Genomic DNA, 15,760 nt, shown 5'->3' on the forward strand with positions numbered 1-15,760 from the left:
GTATGCGCTTTCGCGCGTTGGTTGCTGTCGTGGGGGTGTTGCTTGCGGCAATGACTGTCAATGCTCTGGCTGCTTCACAGGTGAAAAGCGTTCGCCTGTGGCGAGCGCCGGATAACACGCGACTGGTGTTCGACCTGTCTGGCCCGGTCCAGCACAGCGTCTTTACCCTGACGTCGCCCGATCGCCTGGTGATCGACATCAACGGCGCGACCCTGGCCGCGCCGTTGAAGGTCTCCACTGCCAACACCCCGATTACCTCTATGCGCTCGGCCCAGCGCACGCCGACTGACCTGCGCGTGGTGATCGACCTGAAAAAGGTTGTAACGCCGAAAAGCTTCTCGCTGGCGCCAAACGCCCAATATGGCAACCGGCTGGTGGTCGACCTGTTCGACAACGCCGCCGATGCCGCGCCGCCGCCTGCTCCAACGCCAAGCGTGGCAACGGTGCCGGCAGTCCCGGTGAGCCCGTCGCAACCACAAGTCAAGCTGCCACCGCCGCCACCGGCTCCGGCTGGCAAGCGCGACATTATCGTAGTGATCGACGCCGGCCACGGCGGTGAGGACCCAGGTGCTTCCGGTTCGCGCGGCCAGCACGAGAAAGACGTGGTATTGGCCATCGCTCGTGAGCTGCAGCGCCAGGTCAATGGCATGAAAGGCTACCGCGCCGAGCTGACCCGTACCGGCGACTACTTCATTCCGTTGCGCGGCCGAACTGAAATCGCCCGTAAGAAAGGCGCCGACCTGTTTGTGTCTATTCACGCCGACGCCGCGCCCTCGACCGCTGCATTCGGTGCTTCGGTGTTTGCCCTGTCGGATCGCGGCGCTACGTCCGAAACCGCGCGTTGGTTGGCCGACAGTGAAAACCGTTCGGACTTGATCGGCGGTGCCGGCAACGTGTCCCTCGATGACAAGGACAAAATGCTCGCGGGGGTGCTGCTCGACCTGTCGATGACGGCCTCGCTGACCTCCAGCCTGAACGTCGGCCAGAAGGTCCTGAGCAACATCGGTCGCGTCACTTCGCTGCACAAGCAGCGTGTCGAGCAAGCAGGGTTCATGGTGTTGAAGTCGCCGGACATCCCGTCGATCCTGGTAGAAACCGGGTTTATCTCCAACGCCAACGAAGCCTCGAAGCTGGCCAGTGCCAGCCACCAGCAGGCCTTGGCGCGTTCCATCAGCGCCGGTATTCGCCAGTTCTTCCAGCAAAATCCACCGCCGGGCACTTACATTGCCTGGCTGCGTGATTCGGGGAAAATCGCCCAGGGCCCGCGTGACCATCGCGTGCAGCCGGGCGATACCCTGGCCATGCTGGCAGTACGTTTTCAGGTGTCGGCCGCTACCTTGCGCAGCGCCAACAATCTGAAGACGGATGAGTTGAAAGTCGGCCAGGTGTTGACCATCCCTGGCACTGAATTGGCGGCACAGTAATGAGTGAGTCCACCCTGAACAGCGGCTCGCGCATTGAGCTACTGAGCCCACGCCTTGCTAACCAGATCGCTGCCGGCGAGGTTGTTGAGCGTCCGGCGTCGGTGATCAAGGAGCTGCTGGAAAACAGCATCGACTCCGGTGCCAAGCGCATTGATGTCGATGTAGAGCAGGGCGGCGTCAAGCTGTTGCGCGTGCGTGACGATGGCAGCGGCATCTCCTCTGATGACCTGCCGCTGGCCCTGGCCCGTCACGCCACCAGTAAGATTCGCGACCTGGAAGACCTTGAGCGCGTGATGAGCCTGGGTTTTCGCGGCGAGGCCCTGGCCTCTATCAGCTCCGTAGCGCGCCTGACCCTGACTTCGCGCACCCGTGACGCCGACCAAGCCTGGCAAGTGGAAACCGAAGGCCGCGACATGGCGCCTCGGGTTCAGCCAGCAGCCCATCCGGTCGGTACATCGGTAGAGGTGCGCGACCTGTTCTTCAATACCCCAGCGCGGCGCAAATTCCTCAAGGCCGAAAAAACCGAATTCGATCACCTGCAAGAAGTCATCAAGCGCCTGGCCCTGGCCCGTTTTGATGTGGCTTTCCACCTGCGCCACAACGGCAAGACCATCCTCAGCCTGCATGAAGCTCATGATGACGCCGCGCGCGCGCGCCGGGTGTCGGCGATTTGTGGCGCGGGCTTCCTGGAGCAGGCGCTGCCGATTGAAATCGAGCGTAATGGCCTGCGGCTGTGGGGCTGGGTCGGTTTGCCGACCTTCTCCCGCAGCCAGGCGGACTTGCAGTACTTCTTTGTGAACGGCCGCGCCGTGCGCGACAAACTGGTGGCCCACGCGGTGCGCCAGGCTTACCGCGACGTGCTGTTCAATGGGCGGCACCCGACGTTTGTGCTGTTCTTCGAGGTCGACCCATCGGTGGTGGACGTCAACGTGCACCCGACCAAACACGAAGTGCGCTTCCGTGATGGGCGTATGGTGCATGACTTCCTCTACGGCACCTTGCACCGCACCTTGGGTGACGTGCGCCCGGATGATCAACTGTCGGCACCGATTGTGACGGCGATGGTCCGCCCAAGCGGCCCGGAAGCGGGTGAGTTCGGCCCTCAGGGCGAAATGAGCCTGGCGGCAAACCTGCTGCAATCGCCACAGCCGCAGCCGTCGTACACCACGCCGGGTTCTGGCTCGGGTGCGGGTTACCAGTACCAATACACGCCACGCCCGCAGTCGGCAGTGCCGGTGGCCGAAGCCCAGGCGGCATATCGCGAGTTTTTCGCGCCGCTGCCCGGTGCCGAGCCTGGCGCTGCTGTGGCCTTGCCGGAGGGCGGCGGGGATATTCCGCCGTTGGGTTATGCGTTGGCGCAGCTCAAGGGCATCTACATTCTTGCGGAAAACGCCCACGGCCTCGTGCTGGTGGACATGCACGCCGCCCATGAGCGGATCATGTACGAGCGCCTCAAGATTGCCATGGCCAGCGAAGGCCTCAGCGGCCAGCCGCTGCTGGTGCCGGAATCCCTGGCGGTCAGCCAGCGTGAGGCTGATTGTGCCGAAGAGCACCATGCTGTATTCCAGAAGCTGGGCTTTGAATTGCAACGCCTGGGGCCGGAAACCCTGGCCATCCGCCAGATTCCCGCGTTGCTCAAGCAGGCTGAGGCCAACCGTTTGGTCGCCGACGTACTGGCGGACCTGATGGAATACGGCACCAGCGACCGCATCCAGGCGCATATCAACGAACTGCTCGGCACCATGGCCTGCCACGGTGCCATCCGCGCCAACCGCCGCCTGGCCCTTCCGGAAATGAACGGCCTGCTGCGCGACATGGAAAACACCGAGCGCAGCGGCCAATGCAACCATGGCCGACCGACCTGGACCCAAATGGGCCTGGACGATCTGGACAAACTATTCTTGCGCGGCCGTTGATGAGCGCCTTGCCCCCCGCGATCTTCCTGATGGGCCCAACGGCCGCCGGCAAGACCGACCTGGCCATCGAGCTGACCAAGGTGCTGCCGTGCGAGCTGATCAGTGTCGATTCTGCCCTGGTTTACCGGGACATGGACATTGGCACCGCGAAGCCATCCAAAGCGCTGTTGGCTGAGTACCCGCATCGTTTGATCGACATTATTGATCCCTCCGAAAGCTACTCGGCGGCGGATTTCCGTGCCGACGCCCTGGCGGCCATGGCCGAAATCACCGCGCGCGGCAATATTCCGCTGCTGGTGGGCGGCACAATGCTCTATTACAAGGCTTTGCAGGAAGGTCTGGCGGACATGCCGCCGGCGGACGCCCTGGTGCGCGCCGAACTTGAGGAAGAGGCTGTACGCCTTGGCTGGCAAGCCCTGCACGACCAGTTGGCGGCTGTGGACCCGGTATCTGCTGCACGCATCCACCCCAATGACCCACAGCGCCTCACGCGGGCTCTGGAAGTCTGGCGTGTCAGCGGCCAGACCATGACTGAACATCGGCTGAAACAAAGTGCGCAAAGTGCTGACGCAGGCGCATCTGGACAGCCACAATTACCCTATACTGTGGCGAATCTGGCCATCGCTCCGGCAAATCGCCAGGTGCTGCATGATCGAATTGCACAAAGATTCACAATTATGTTGGAACAGGGGTTTGTCGACGAGGTCGTAGCACTGCGTTCCAGAGGTGACCTGCATCCAGGGTTGCCTTCGATACGTGCTGTAGGCTATCGCCAAGTCTGGGATCATCTGGATGGCAAGCTGACGTCAGCCGAAATGCAGGAGCGCGGCATCATTGCCACGCGCCAATTGGCGAAACGCCAGTTCACCTGGTTGCGCAGCTGGAGCGACTTGCACTGGCTGGACAGCCTGGACAGCGACAATCTGTCACGCGCCTTGAAATACTTGGGAACGGTCTCCATATTGAGCTGAGTCCTTGCAATAGCCGTCTATCCTTGGGGGTGTGACGGCCATAAGCTATCTATTTTCCGATTTTTTATTATTGATCCTTAAAGGAGTGCGGCACATGTCAAAAGGGCATTCGCTACAAGACCCTTACTTGAATACTTTACGTAAAGAAAAAGTGGGGGTTTCTATCTATCTGGTCAACGGTATCAAGCTGCAAGGCACGATCGAGTCGTTCGACCAGTTCGTGATCCTGCTGAAAAACACCGTCAGCCAGATGGTCTACAAGCACGCTATCTCGACAGTCGTCCCTGTTCGTCCAATCCGTCTGCCTAGCGCAGCAGGTGAAGATGCAGTTGACGCTGAGCCAGGTAACGCCTGATAGGAGTCTCCTTTGTTCTTTGAGCGCCACGGTGGTGGTGAGCGGGTAATCCTCGTTCACTTGGATGGACAGGACCCTGAGGCGCGCGAAGATCCGCAGGAGTTTCAGGAGTTGGCAAATTCGGCCGGCGCCGAGACCGTTGCGTTTTTTAACGTGCCGCGTCATCGGCCAACCGCCAAATACCTGATCGGCAGCGGCAAGGTCGAGGAGCTTCGCGACCTGGTCCACGCTGAAGAAGCCGATCTGGTGATCTTCAATCACGTCCTCACGCCCAGTCAGGAACGTAACCTCGAACGTGTTTTCGAGTGTCGCGTGATCGACCGTACCGGTCTGATTCTGGATATTTTCGCCCAGCGCGCCCGTACCCATGAAGGCAAGCTCCAGGTTGAACTGGCCCAGCTTGACCACATGAGCACCCGGCTGGTTCGCGGCTGGACTCACCTTGAGCGTCAGGGTGGCGGTATCGGCATGCGTGGCCCGGGTGAGACCCAACTCGAAACCGACCGACGTCTGCTGCGGGTTCGCCTGCGTCAGATCAAGGGTCGCCTCGAGAAGGTGCGCAGCCAGCGCGAGCAATCGCGACGTGGCCGTTCCCGTGCGGATATCCCCACCGTGTCGCTGGTGGGCTATACCAACGCAGGCAAATCCACACTCTTCAACAACGTGACGAAATCGGACGTATACGCGGCCGACCAACTGTTCGCGACCCTCGACCCCACCTTGCGCCGTCTGGATCTGGACGACCTGGGGCCGATTGTCCTGGCCGATACCGTGGGTTTCATTCGTCACCTGCCGCACAAGCTGGTTGAAGCATTTCGGTCTACGCTCGAAGAGTCGAGCAATTCCGACCTGCTGTTGCACGTGATCGATGCGGCTGAACCGGATCGCATGTTGCAGATTGAACAGGTGATGCTGGTGCTGGGCGAGATTGGTGCCCAGGACTTGCCGATCCTTGAGGTCTATAACAAACTCGATTTGCTTGAAGGCGTTGAGCCACAAATCCAGCGCGACGAGGACGGCAAGCCCCAGCGGGTCTGGCTGTCGGCGCGTGATGGCAGTGGTCTTGAGTTGCTTGAACAAGCCATTGCCGAATTGCTCGGCGGCGATTTGTTCGTTGGCACCTTGCGCTTGCCGCAGCGTTTTGCTCGACTGCGTGCACAGTTTTTCGAATTGGGCGCGGTACAGAAAGAAGAACACGACGAAGAGGGTGTCAGCTTGCTGGCCGTTCGATTGCCGCGCTCGGAGCTGAATCGGCTGGTCAGCCGTGAAGGTGTTGTACCGGCAGAGTTCCTCGAACAACACACTTTGCAATAAAAGCCTCCCAAAGCGGTTGTGCCGCAGTGGCAGGCATTCTGTAGCATTGGTCGGCGCGCCGTGGGTGCGTCTTTGCTTTATCAGATGGAGAGCGCTATGGCTTGGAATGAGCCGGGTGGCAACTCGAATAATCAGGATCCTTGGGGTGGTAAACGCCGCAATAATGGCGACCGCAAGGGGCCACCAGATCTCGACGAGGCCTTCCGAAAGCTGCAGGAAAGCCTGAATGGGTTGTTCGGTGGTGGGAAAAAACGTGGTGGTGACGACGGCGGTCGCACAAGCAAGGGCGGTGGCTATGGCCTGCTGGGCCTGGGTCTTGTCGTGCTGGCGGCCGTATGGCTGTACAGCGCCGTTTACGTGGTGGACGAGCAGGAGCAAGCCGTGGTGCTGCGCTTCGGCAAGTACTACGAAACCGTCGGCCCGGGCCTGAACATCTACTTCCCGCCGATCGATAAAAAGTACATGGAGAACGTCACGCGTGAGCGTGCCTACACCAAGCAGGGCCAGATGCTGACCGAAGACGAGAACATCGTCGAAGTGCCGCTGACCGTGCAGTACAAGATCAGCAACCTGCAGGACTTCGTGCTGAACGTCGACCAGCCGGAAATCAGCCTGCAACACGCCACTGAAAGTGCCCTGCGCCACGTCGTCGGTTCTACCGCGATGGACCAGGTGCTGACCGAAGGTCGTGAATTGATGGCCAGCGAAATCAAGGAGCGCCTGCAACGGTTCCTCGATACCTATCGCACCGGCATCACTGTCACCCAGGTGAACGTACAGAGCGCAGCTGCACCGCGTGAAGTGCAGGAAGCCTTCGATGACGTGATCCGCGCTCGTGAAGATGAGCAGCGTTCGCGCAACCAGGCTGAAACCTACGCCAACGGCGTCGTGCCGGAAGCCCGTGGTCAGGCCCAGCGTATCCTTGAGGATGCCAATGGTTACCGCGACGAAGTGGTCTCCCGTGCCAAGGGTGAGGCGGATCGCTTTACCAAGTTGGTCGCCGAGTACCGCAAGGCGCCGGAAGTTACCCGTGAGCGTCTGTACCTGGACACCATGCAGGAAGTCTTCAGCAACACCAGCAAGGTTCTCGTGACCGGCAGCAAAGGTGGGCAGAACAACCTGCTGTACCTGCCGCTGGACAAGATGATCGAAGGTGGTCGTAGCAGCACCAGCACACCGTCCACCGGTTCCAATGCTGCTGCCAATGAAGCGAGCGCCCGTGCGGCCGCTGACTTGCTGCAACAGCAAACACGTACCAGGGAGAGTCGTTGATGAGCAATAAATCGCTGACCGCCCTGATTGTGGGCGTCGTCGTGGTCATCGCTGCCTGGAACTGCTTCTACATCGTGGCTCAGACCGAGCGTGCGGTGCTGCTGCAATTCGGTCGCGTGGTCCAGGCGGATGTCCAGCCGGGCTTGCATGTGAAAGTCCCCTACGTCAACCAGGTGCGTAAGTTCGACGCCCGCCTGATGACGCTGGATGCACCGACACAGCGCTTCCTGACCCTTGAAAAGAAAGCCGTGATGGTTGACGCCTACGCCAAGTGGCGCGTCAAGGATGCCGAACGCTTCTACACCGCGACCTCCGGCCTCAAGCAGATTGCGGACGAGCGTTTGTCGCGCCGTCTGGAGTCGGGCCTGCGTGACCAGTTTGGTAAGCGCACGCTGCACGAGGTGGTATCCGGTGAGCGTGACGCGCTGATGGCTGACATCACGCGTTCGTTGAACACGATGGCGGAAAAAGAGCTCGGCATCGAAGTGGTTGATGTTCGGGTCAAGGCCATTGATCTGCCAAAAGAAGTGAACCGCAGCGTGTTCGAGCGTATGAGTACCGAGCGTGAGCGTGAAGCGCGTGAGCACCGCGCCAAGGGTAACGAGCTGGCGGAAGGTATCCGTGCGGATGCTGATCGTCAGCGCCGCGTACTGTTGGCTGAAGCTTACCGTGAGTCTGAAGAGGCCCGCGGTGATGGCGATGCTCAAGCGGCGGCGATCTACGCCAAGGCTTACGGCCAGGATCAGGAGTTCTACGCGTTCTACCGTAGCCTGCGTGCCTACCGTGAAAGCTTCGCGAACAAAACCGACGTCATGGTGCTGGACCCAAGCAGCGACTTCTTCCGCTACCTGGAAAAGTCCAAGTAACCAGCCTGTGATTCTGTAGGTGTCACTCCCGTCGGGCGGCTAAAACGCCTGGCGGGGTGATCCTTTCAGAAAACGGGTGTATGATGCGGCAGCCGGGAAATTCCCGGCTTTTTTGCGTCTGCATGTTTGATTCGGCAGGCGTGACAGGTTTTTCGAGGAAAGTGCCCGACGAGGCCGGTGATAGGTCGTTCGTCACGTCGTTCTTGCGCGTGGTTTATGCAAGGGGGCGGGTATTTTCTGCTCTACTCAAGGCTCGGCTGACGGCTGGCCGCCCGGATCATAGGGGAATGGCGTAATGGCAACGGTAGACCGCTGGCTGCTGCCAGATGGCATCGAAGAAGTACTGCCACCGGAGGCTGCGCGCATTGAAGTAGCGCGCCGCCAGGTGTTGGATCTGTTCCAGAGCTGGGGTTACGAGTTTGTCGTGACCCCCCATATCGAGTACCTGGAATCCCTGCTGACCGGCGCGGGCCAGGACCTGGATCTGCGCACCTTCAAAGTCATCGACCCGCAATCGGGCCGGCAAATGGGCTTTCGTGCCGACATCACGCCGCAAGTGGCGCGCATCGATGCGCACACCCTGCGCCGCGAAGGCCCGAGCCGCCTGTGCTACGCCGGCAGCGTGCTGCATGCGCAACCGCGTGCACTGTCGTCTTCGCGCAGCCCGATCCAATTGGGTGCCGAGTTGTACGGTGATGCCAGCCCGAGCAGCGACGTTGAGGTGATCAGCTTGATGCTGGCCATGCTGCAACTGGCTGACGTACCGGATGTCCACATGGACCTGGGCCACGTGGGTATCTACCGTGGCCTGGCCCGTGCGGCCGGTTTGTCCGGTGAAGTGGAACAACAGTTGTTCGATGCCCTGCAACGCAAGGCCATCGATGAAGTGATTGCCCTGACCGCTGGCGTGCCTGCCGATCTGGCCGACATGCTGCGTGCGCTGGTGAACCTGTGTGGTGGCCGTGAAGTGCTGGTAGCTGCGCGTGACCGCCTGGCCAATGCGCCGGCGCCGGTACTGGCTGCACTGGATGACGTGCTGGCCATTGCCGAGCAACTGTCGGCGCGCTTCCCGCAGTTGCCGCTGTATTTTGACCTGGGTGAGTTGCGCGGCTACCACTACCACACCGGTGTGGTGTTCGCGGTATTTGTACCGGGTGTTGGCCAAGCCATCGCCCAAGGCGGTCGTTATGACGATATCGGCGCCGATTTCGGTCGTGCGCGTCCGGCCACCGGTTTTTCCACCGATTTGAAAACCCTGGTGACCCTGGGGCGTGCTGAGGTCGAGCTGCCGTCTGGTGGCATCTGGATGCCCGACAGTACGGACGCAGCACTCTGGCAGCAGGTTTGCCAGTTGCGCAGTGAGGGTCAGCGTGTTGTCCAGGCCTTGCCTGGTCAGCCATTGGCCGCCGCCCGTGAAGCGGACTGCGACCGGCAATTGATTCTGCAGAACGGGCTTTGGCAAGTATCGCCACTGGCTTCTTGAGTTTTCCTGCCGGCCATCGCCGGCACCAAGTTTGCGCGAATGAGGACAAGTGTTATGGGTAAGAATGTCGTAGTCCTGGGCACCCAATGGGGTGATGAGGGCAAAGGCAAGATCGTTGATCTGCTGACCGAACATGCTGCCGCCGTAGTGCGCTACCAAGGTGGCCACAACGCTGGCCACACCCTGGTCATCGATGGCGAAAAAACCGTCTTGCACCTGATCCCCTCGGGTGTACTGCGCGAAGGCGTGCAGTGCCTGATCGGCAACGGCGTGGTGGTTGCACCTGACGCACTGTTGCGCGAGATCACCAAGCTGGAAGAGAAAGGCGTACCGGTGCGCGAGCGCCTGCGTATCAGCCCGTCCTGCCCGCTGATCCTGTCCTTCCACGTGGCGCTGGACCAGGCCCGCGAAAAGGCCCGTGGCGAGCTGAAGATCGGTACTACCGGTCGCGGTATCGGCCCAGCGTATGAAGACAAGGTTGCTCGTCGTGGCCTGCGTGTTGGCGACCTGCTGAACATGCCGCGCTTCGAAGACAAGCTGCGTGAACTGGTGGATTACCACAACTTCATGCTGGTGGGTTACTACAAAGAGCCGGCCATCGAGTTTGAAAAGACCCTGGCCGAGTGTAAGGAATACGCTGAGCTGCTCAAGCCGCTGATGCTGGACGTGACGGCTGAGTTGCACGACCTGCGTCGCGCTGGCAAGGACATCATGTTCGAAGGCGCCCAAGGCTCCCTGCTTGACATCGACCATGGCACCTACCCGTACGTGACGAGCTCCAACACCACCGCGGGCGGCGTTGCGACCGGCTCGGGCGTTGGTCCTATGTTCCTGGACTACATCCTGGGCATCACCAAGGCTTACACCACCCGTGTAGGTTCGGGTCCATTCCCGACTGAGCTGTTCGACGAAGTCGGTGCGCACTTGGCCAAACAAGGTCACGAGTTCGGCGCAACCACCGGCCGTGCTCGTCGTTGTGGCTGGTTCGACGCCGTTATCCTGCGTCGCGCTATCGATGTGAACAGCATCTCGGGCATCTGCCTGACCAAGCTGGACGTACTCGACGGCTTGGAAACCATCAATATCTGCATCGGCTATAAAGATGCAGAGGGCAAGGACGTTGCCCCGACTGACGCTGACAGCTACGTGGGCCTGCAGCCTGTGTACGAAGAAGTGCCGGGCTGGACCGAATCGACCGTGGGTGCCAAAACCCTGGAAGAGCTGCCAGCTAACGCCCGTGCCTACATCAAGCGTGTTGAAGAGCTGATCGGCGCACCGATCGACATTATTTCGACAGGTCCGGACCGCAACGAAACCATCGTTCTGCGTCACCCGTTCGCTTAATAAGCCGTTGATGTAAAAAGCAAAGGGCTCCTCATGGAGCCCTTTGTCGTTTCTGTCGCTTTAGCGGCACGACCCTTGCTTCGGTTCTCTCTTTCGCGGTGCTATCAAATTAATGGCACCCGTGGTCGAGGGATTCCCGATGTCTGCCGTTCTCTCATTGTTACAAAGCCGTCTGTTGCGGCCGGTGTTCGTTACCCTAGGTATCGCCCTTTTGGTGCAAGTGCTGGTAGCGGTTGCTCTCACACGCAGCACGGTTACGGCGCTGGAGGCTGATCTGGGCAATCGCCTGGGTATCGACAGCCAGAAACTGTCTGGCGAATTGGCGCAGGCGGGTAAAGAAGTCACGTCCAGTCTGGATAGCTTGTCTACCAGCACCCGTCAGCGTCTGACAGCAGGGCTTTCGACCCGCCTGCAGGAAGAGCAGAAGCAACTGCGTGCGACCCTGGAAAAAGACCTGCAAGACTCCGCCAATGATATGGCGCAACTGCTGGCCTCGGTGGCGCCTCGCGCCATGTGGGACAGCGACGTACCGACGCTGTCGGAGTTTGCGCGCCGTGCGCAGCGCAATCCCAACGTGCTATTTGTAGTTTATGACGACGCCGCGGGTGAGCATTTGACCCGCTACCTGAATCGCGAGAATCCGATCAATCAGGCACTGCTGGCTAAGGGGGCGGGTGATCGCGCGTTGGATAAGGTGCTCGACGCGGCCAAGTCCGACCCTTCCGTGTACTACGTCGAGGCGTCTATCAGCCCCAATGGGGTAGAAATTGGCAAAGTCCGCATGGGCGTTTCGACCGCGTCGGTTGAAGCCGACCTGCAGGCATTGGACAAGCGTTTCGCCGCGCTGATTGCCAGCGGCGATCAACTGGTCGGCGACAGCCTCAAAGGCGCGGCGGCTGACAGCGCGGCCGCCATGGGCGCCCGTTTGCAATCCGCGCAAGCCACGGCCACCCAGATGACCGCCAATACCACCAGCGCCGTTCAGGACGCTGCTGGCACCTTGCGCTGGCGCATCGGCATGGGCCTCGCACTGGTCGGTCTTGGCGTATTGTTGCTGATCGCTATCGTGCTGGGTCGCCGTGTCGTCAACCGTTTGAAGCTGCTGATCGCAGCCATGGATGACCTGGCGGCGGGCGAGGGCGACCTCACCAAGCGTGTGCAGATCAGCAGCAAGGACGAAATCGGCGACATGGCCTCGGCGGTCAATCGCTTTGTGGATAAGTTGCAGCCCATCGTCCGCGAGGCGGGGGATGTGGCCCAGCGTACCGGGGTGGAAATCGGCGCCATGACCTTGCGCAATGCCGGTGCTGATGCAGCGGCGGGCTTGCAGCGTGATGAAGTGGCCGAGAGCTTGCGCGCGCTGTCGCAGATGGCAGACGAAGCACAAGCCGAAAGCCATGCGATGCAGGCGGCGTTGCAGCAGGTGGTGGATATTCGCCAGGCCACGGATGAGAACTCGCGGACTTCGGCGGAGGTCGGCAGTTTGATTGAGGCGCTGGCGGGCCAGGTGCAGGCAGGCTCCCAAGTGATTGAGCGTCTGGCCCAGCAAAGCGAGCAGATCGAGGTGGTGCTGACCGTGATTCACGGCATCGCCGAGCAAACCAACCTGCTGGCGCTCAATGCGGCGATCGAAGCGGCCCGCGCGGGTGAGACCGGTCGCGGCTTTGCCGTGGTGGCAGACGAAGTGCGCGCGCTGGCGAGTAAAACCCAAAGCTCCACCGGTGATATCCAGGCGCATATCGTGGCGTTGCAGCAAGGCGCTCGTGAGGCGGTGGAAACCATCGGCAAGGCCGGACGCCAAGCCAATGAAGGTTTGCTGGTGCTGCGCGATAGCGTGCGCTTGCAGCAGACGGTGCAGGCCTCGGTGGAGCAGGTGCATGCGGCGATTGGCTTGGCGACGCGCGCGGCTGAGCATCAGGCGCAGGGCGCGCATGCGGTGCGTGGTCGCGTTGAAGTGATCCATGCCCAGGCTGAGCGTGCGGCGCAGGCGGTCGTGGAAACGACCGCGAGTGGCAAGGTGCTGGATGGGTTGGCGGCGCAGTTGAAGGCGAGCCTGGGGCAGTTTCGGGCCTGAGGTTGTCTGGTCCGGCCTCATCGCAGGCAGGCCAGCTCCCACACTTTGAATTGTGAACCCATTCAAATGTGGGAGTCGGCTTGCCCGCGATAGCGGTCTCAGCGGCTCAAATACATCCGAGTCGTTAACAGATACACCGGCAACCCCGACACCAGAATCAACAGCGCCGCATAGGGCGCCGCCGCCGCAAACTCAACATTCGAAGTATGCGCCCACACCGCCGTCGCCAATGTATTCAACCCTGTCGGGCTGAGCAGCAACGTCGCCGTCAACTCCTTCATCGCATCCAGAAACACCAGCGCAAACGCTGCACCCAGTGCCGGGAAAATAATCGGCAACGTCACCCGGCAAAACGCACTGAACGACGACGCCCCCAGCGTACGCGCAGCCTCTTCCAGCTGCGGTGCAGCCTTGTTCAGCGCTGTACGAATCGGCGCCTGAGCCAGCGGCAAAAACAACAGCGCATAAGCGATCAACAACAGTGCTGATGTCTGGTACAGCGCCGGCACGTAATGCAGGGCGAAATACACCAGCGTCAACGCAATCACCAGGCCGGGCAGGGCGTGCAGCAGATAAGGCAGGCGCTCGGCCCAGATCGCCAGTTGGCCTTTGTAGCGCACCACTAGCAGGCCCACTGGCACCGCCAGCACCAAGCATAGCGTCGCTCCGCCGAGAGAAAGTGCCAATGAAGACAGCAGCGCTTCACTGATCTCAGCCACCGGGAATGCGGCGGAAGAACCCACTGCCAACCAATACCCAAGCATCCCCAGCGGAATGCCGCTACCGATGATCGCCAGTACCAGGCAATACGCCTGGCCCAGCGGTGCCCACTTACCGAGTCGAACTTGCTCGGCATGCCGCGCCGCGCCCTGGCCGATACGTACATGTCGGCCCTTGCCGCGCACGCGCAACTCCAGCCACAACAGCGTCAGGCACATCACCAGCAGCACCGCCGAGAGCATCGCGGCGTTGGCATTGCTGAATTCCAGTTCGAATTGTTGGTAGATCGCGGTGGTAAAGGTCTGCAGCCCGATGATCGACAGCGCGCCGAATTCCACCAGCATGTGCAGCGCGATCAACAGTGCCCCAGCCAGCAGCGATGGCCACAGCAAAGGCAATGTGACGCGAAAGAACACTTCCCAGCGATTCAGTCCCAGGGTGCGAGCCGACTCTTCCAGTGAGGGGTCAAGGTTGCGCAGCGTCGCCGCCACTGGCAAAAACACTAGCGGGTATTTCGACAAGCTCATCACCAGGATCGCGCCGCCGAGCCCTTCGAAGTTGGCGCTCAGCGAGACCCAGGTAAAGCTGCTGACAAATGCCGGCACCGCAAACGGCAGGCACAAGATCACGCCCCAGATGCGTCGCCCTGGCAGGTTGCTGCGCTCCAGCAACCAGGCCAGGGACAGGCCGATCACGCCGCATGCCAGCGTCACGCCGACCATCAGCGCCAGGGTGTTGCGCAGCAGTCCGAACACATAGGGCCGCCACAGCAGGTGCACCGCTTCCGCCCAGCCGGCCTGCCAGGCCTTGAGCCCGACATACGCCAGCGGCAGCAGGCTCAGGCCAACCAGCAACAGCACGGGCAGTAACAGCCAGATCGAAGGGCGCTTGCGCCTTGGGCTGAAACCCCTGCGCGAGGCAGGGGCGGATAGCGATGGGTTCATCAGTTCAAGCCAACGTCACGTTCCAGGTCCAGGGCTTCTTCGGCGTTGCCCAAGTCGGCAGGGGTGACTTTCGGCGGTTGCAGCTCGCTGAAAGGCTTGAGGCCACGGTTGGATTCCATGCCTTTGTGCAGCGGGTACTCGGCCGAGGTGTTGGTGATCACGCGTTGGCCTTCTTCACTGGCCATGAACGCCAGCAGTTGCTGCGCTTCCTTGGGGTGCTTGCTGGATTTCAGCGCTGCAGCCGAAGACACGGTGATCAGGCCGCCGGCATCACCATTGGTGAAGTAGTGCAGTTGGGAGTCCAGGTTGGTTTTTTCTTTCTTCAGCGCGAACCAGTAGTAGTTGTTCACCAGCACCGTGGCCACTTCGCCGTTCTCCACGGCTTTGAGGGCGACCATGTTATTGCTGTACACCTTGCCGAAGGCGCGCAGGCCGGTCAGCCATTCTTCGGCGGCTTCGCGGCCGTGCAGCTTGATGATCGCCACGGCCTGTTCCTGAAATGCGCCACTGGTGGGCACAAAGCCAACCTTGCCTTGCCACTCGGGACCGGCGAAATCCAATACCGATTTAGGCAGGTCTTTTTCAGCAATCAGTTTCGGGTTAAAGGCCACGACGCGGGTGCGTGCGGTTACGCCCATCCAGTCGCCATTGGCGCCGACATAATCCTTGGGCAATACGTCGAGGGTGCTGGCGTCGATCTTGGCCAGCAGGCCTTGTTCGCCGAGTTTGTTCAGTGGTGGCGATTCTTCGGTGTAGATCACGTCGGCAGGGGAGCGGTCCCCCTCTTCGACGACCTGGCTGGCCAGCTGGTTGCTGCTGCCTTTGCGCACGTTGACGTGAATGCCGGTCTTGGCTTCGAAGGCCTTGGCGAGTTCATCGCCGACTTCTTTGTGCTGGCCGTTGTACAGGGTCAGGGAGACCTTGTCGGCGGAATAGGCGGTTGGGGAGAGCAGGGTCAGGCCGAGCAGAGTGATGGTCAGGCCACGCAGAAGGGATGTCTTGAGATGGGTATCGCGGATCATCATCCGGGTTGTTCCTCACTTGTATGCAACAAATACTTACAAGGATAAACGATAA

At 60.8% G+C, this 15,760-nt stretch carries 12 protein-coding genes; 10 read left to right on the forward strand and 2 right to left on the reverse strand.

Features of this window, described 5'->3' with window-relative positions:
* Positions 1-2: 2 nt before the first annotated feature.
* From HU722_RS03500 to HU722_RS03545, 10 genes are all read left to right on the forward strand, one after another.
* Entirely contained in the window at positions 3-1,424 is a 1,422-nt protein-coding gene (locus tag HU722_RS03500) for an N-acetylmuramoyl-L-alanine amidase (RefSeq protein WP_065874364.1), read from the forward strand.
* Positions 1,424-3,340 carry a DNA mismatch repair endonuclease MutL gene (mutL, locus tag HU722_RS03505; protein WP_065874363.1) on the forward strand — a complete coding sequence of 639 codons (1,917 nt, stop codon included), beginning with the start codon at positions 1,424-1,426 and terminating at the stop codon, positions 3,338-3,340. The genes HU722_RS03500 and mutL overlap by 1 nt, the downstream gene beginning before the upstream one ends.
* Positions 3,340-4,311 carry a tRNA (adenosine(37)-N6)-dimethylallyltransferase MiaA gene (miaA, locus tag HU722_RS03510; protein WP_065874362.1) on the forward strand — a complete coding sequence of 324 codons (972 nt, stop codon included), beginning with the start codon at positions 3,340-3,342 and terminating at the stop codon, positions 4,309-4,311. The genes mutL and miaA overlap by 1 nt, the downstream gene beginning before the upstream one ends.
* A gap of 94 nt (positions 4,312-4,405) precedes the next feature.
* On the forward strand, positions 4,406-4,666 hold the full coding sequence (gene hfq, locus HU722_RS03515) for an RNA chaperone Hfq (protein ID WP_049710299.1): 261 nt from the start codon (positions 4,406-4,408) through the stop codon (positions 4,664-4,666).
* 12 nt (positions 4,667-4,678) lie between these two features.
* Complete coding sequence (gene hflX, locus HU722_RS03520; RefSeq protein ID WP_065874361.1) at positions 4,679-5,980, forward strand: ribosome rescue GTPase HflX; 1,302 nt, start codon at positions 4,679-4,681, stop codon at positions 5,978-5,980.
* A gap of 96 nt (positions 5,981-6,076) precedes the next feature.
* Entirely contained in the window at positions 6,077-7,252 is a 1,176-nt protein-coding gene (gene hflK, locus HU722_RS03525; protein WP_065874360.1) for an FtsH protease activity modulator HflK, read from the forward strand.
* A complete protein-coding gene (hflC, locus tag HU722_RS03530; protein WP_010213607.1) occupies positions 7,252-8,118 on the forward strand; it encodes a protease modulator HflC in 867 nt (288 codons plus the stop codon). Before hflK ends, hflC begins: the two co-directional genes overlap by 1 nt.
* Positions 8,119-8,413: 295 nt before the next feature.
* On the forward strand, positions 8,414-9,601 hold the full coding sequence (locus HU722_RS03535; protein WP_065874359.1) for an ATP phosphoribosyltransferase regulatory subunit: 1,188 nt from the start codon (positions 8,414-8,416) through the stop codon (positions 9,599-9,601).
* A 54-nt stretch (positions 9,602-9,655) separates the two neighbouring features.
* Positions 9,656-10,945: an adenylosuccinate synthase gene (locus HU722_RS03540; RefSeq protein ID WP_010213605.1), complete on the forward strand. Its 1,290-nt coding sequence runs from the start codon at positions 9,656-9,658 to the stop codon at positions 10,943-10,945.
* A gap of 139 nt (positions 10,946-11,084) precedes the next feature.
* Positions 11,085-13,019, forward strand: coding sequence for a methyl-accepting chemotaxis protein (locus tag HU722_RS03545; RefSeq protein ID WP_065874358.1), 1,935 nt, complete (start codon positions 11,085-11,087; stop codon positions 13,017-13,019).
* A gap of 98 nt (positions 13,020-13,117) precedes the next feature.
* Here the strand turns inward: HU722_RS03545 and HU722_RS03550 are convergent, their stop codons facing one another.
* Together HU722_RS03550 and HU722_RS03555 are read right to left on the reverse strand one after the other, a co-directional pair.
* Positions 13,118-14,683, reverse strand: a complete 1,566-nt coding sequence (locus HU722_RS03550) for an ABC transporter permease (protein WP_065874357.1) — start codon at positions 14,681-14,683, stop codon at positions 13,118-13,120.
* Positions 14,683-15,708 (reverse strand): iron ABC transporter substrate-binding protein, encoded by a 1,026-nt coding sequence (locus tag HU722_RS03555; protein ID WP_065874356.1) that lies wholly within the window; start codon positions 15,706-15,708, stop codon positions 14,683-14,685. The genes HU722_RS03550 and HU722_RS03555 overlap by 1 nt, the downstream gene beginning before the upstream one ends.
* Positions 15,709-15,760 lie beyond the last annotated feature (52 nt).

This window comes from Pseudomonas tritici, assembly GCF_014268275.3.
In the GTDB taxonomy this organism is placed as follows: Bacteria; Pseudomonadota; Gammaproteobacteria; order Pseudomonadales; family Pseudomonadaceae; genus Aquipseudomonas; species Aquipseudomonas tritici.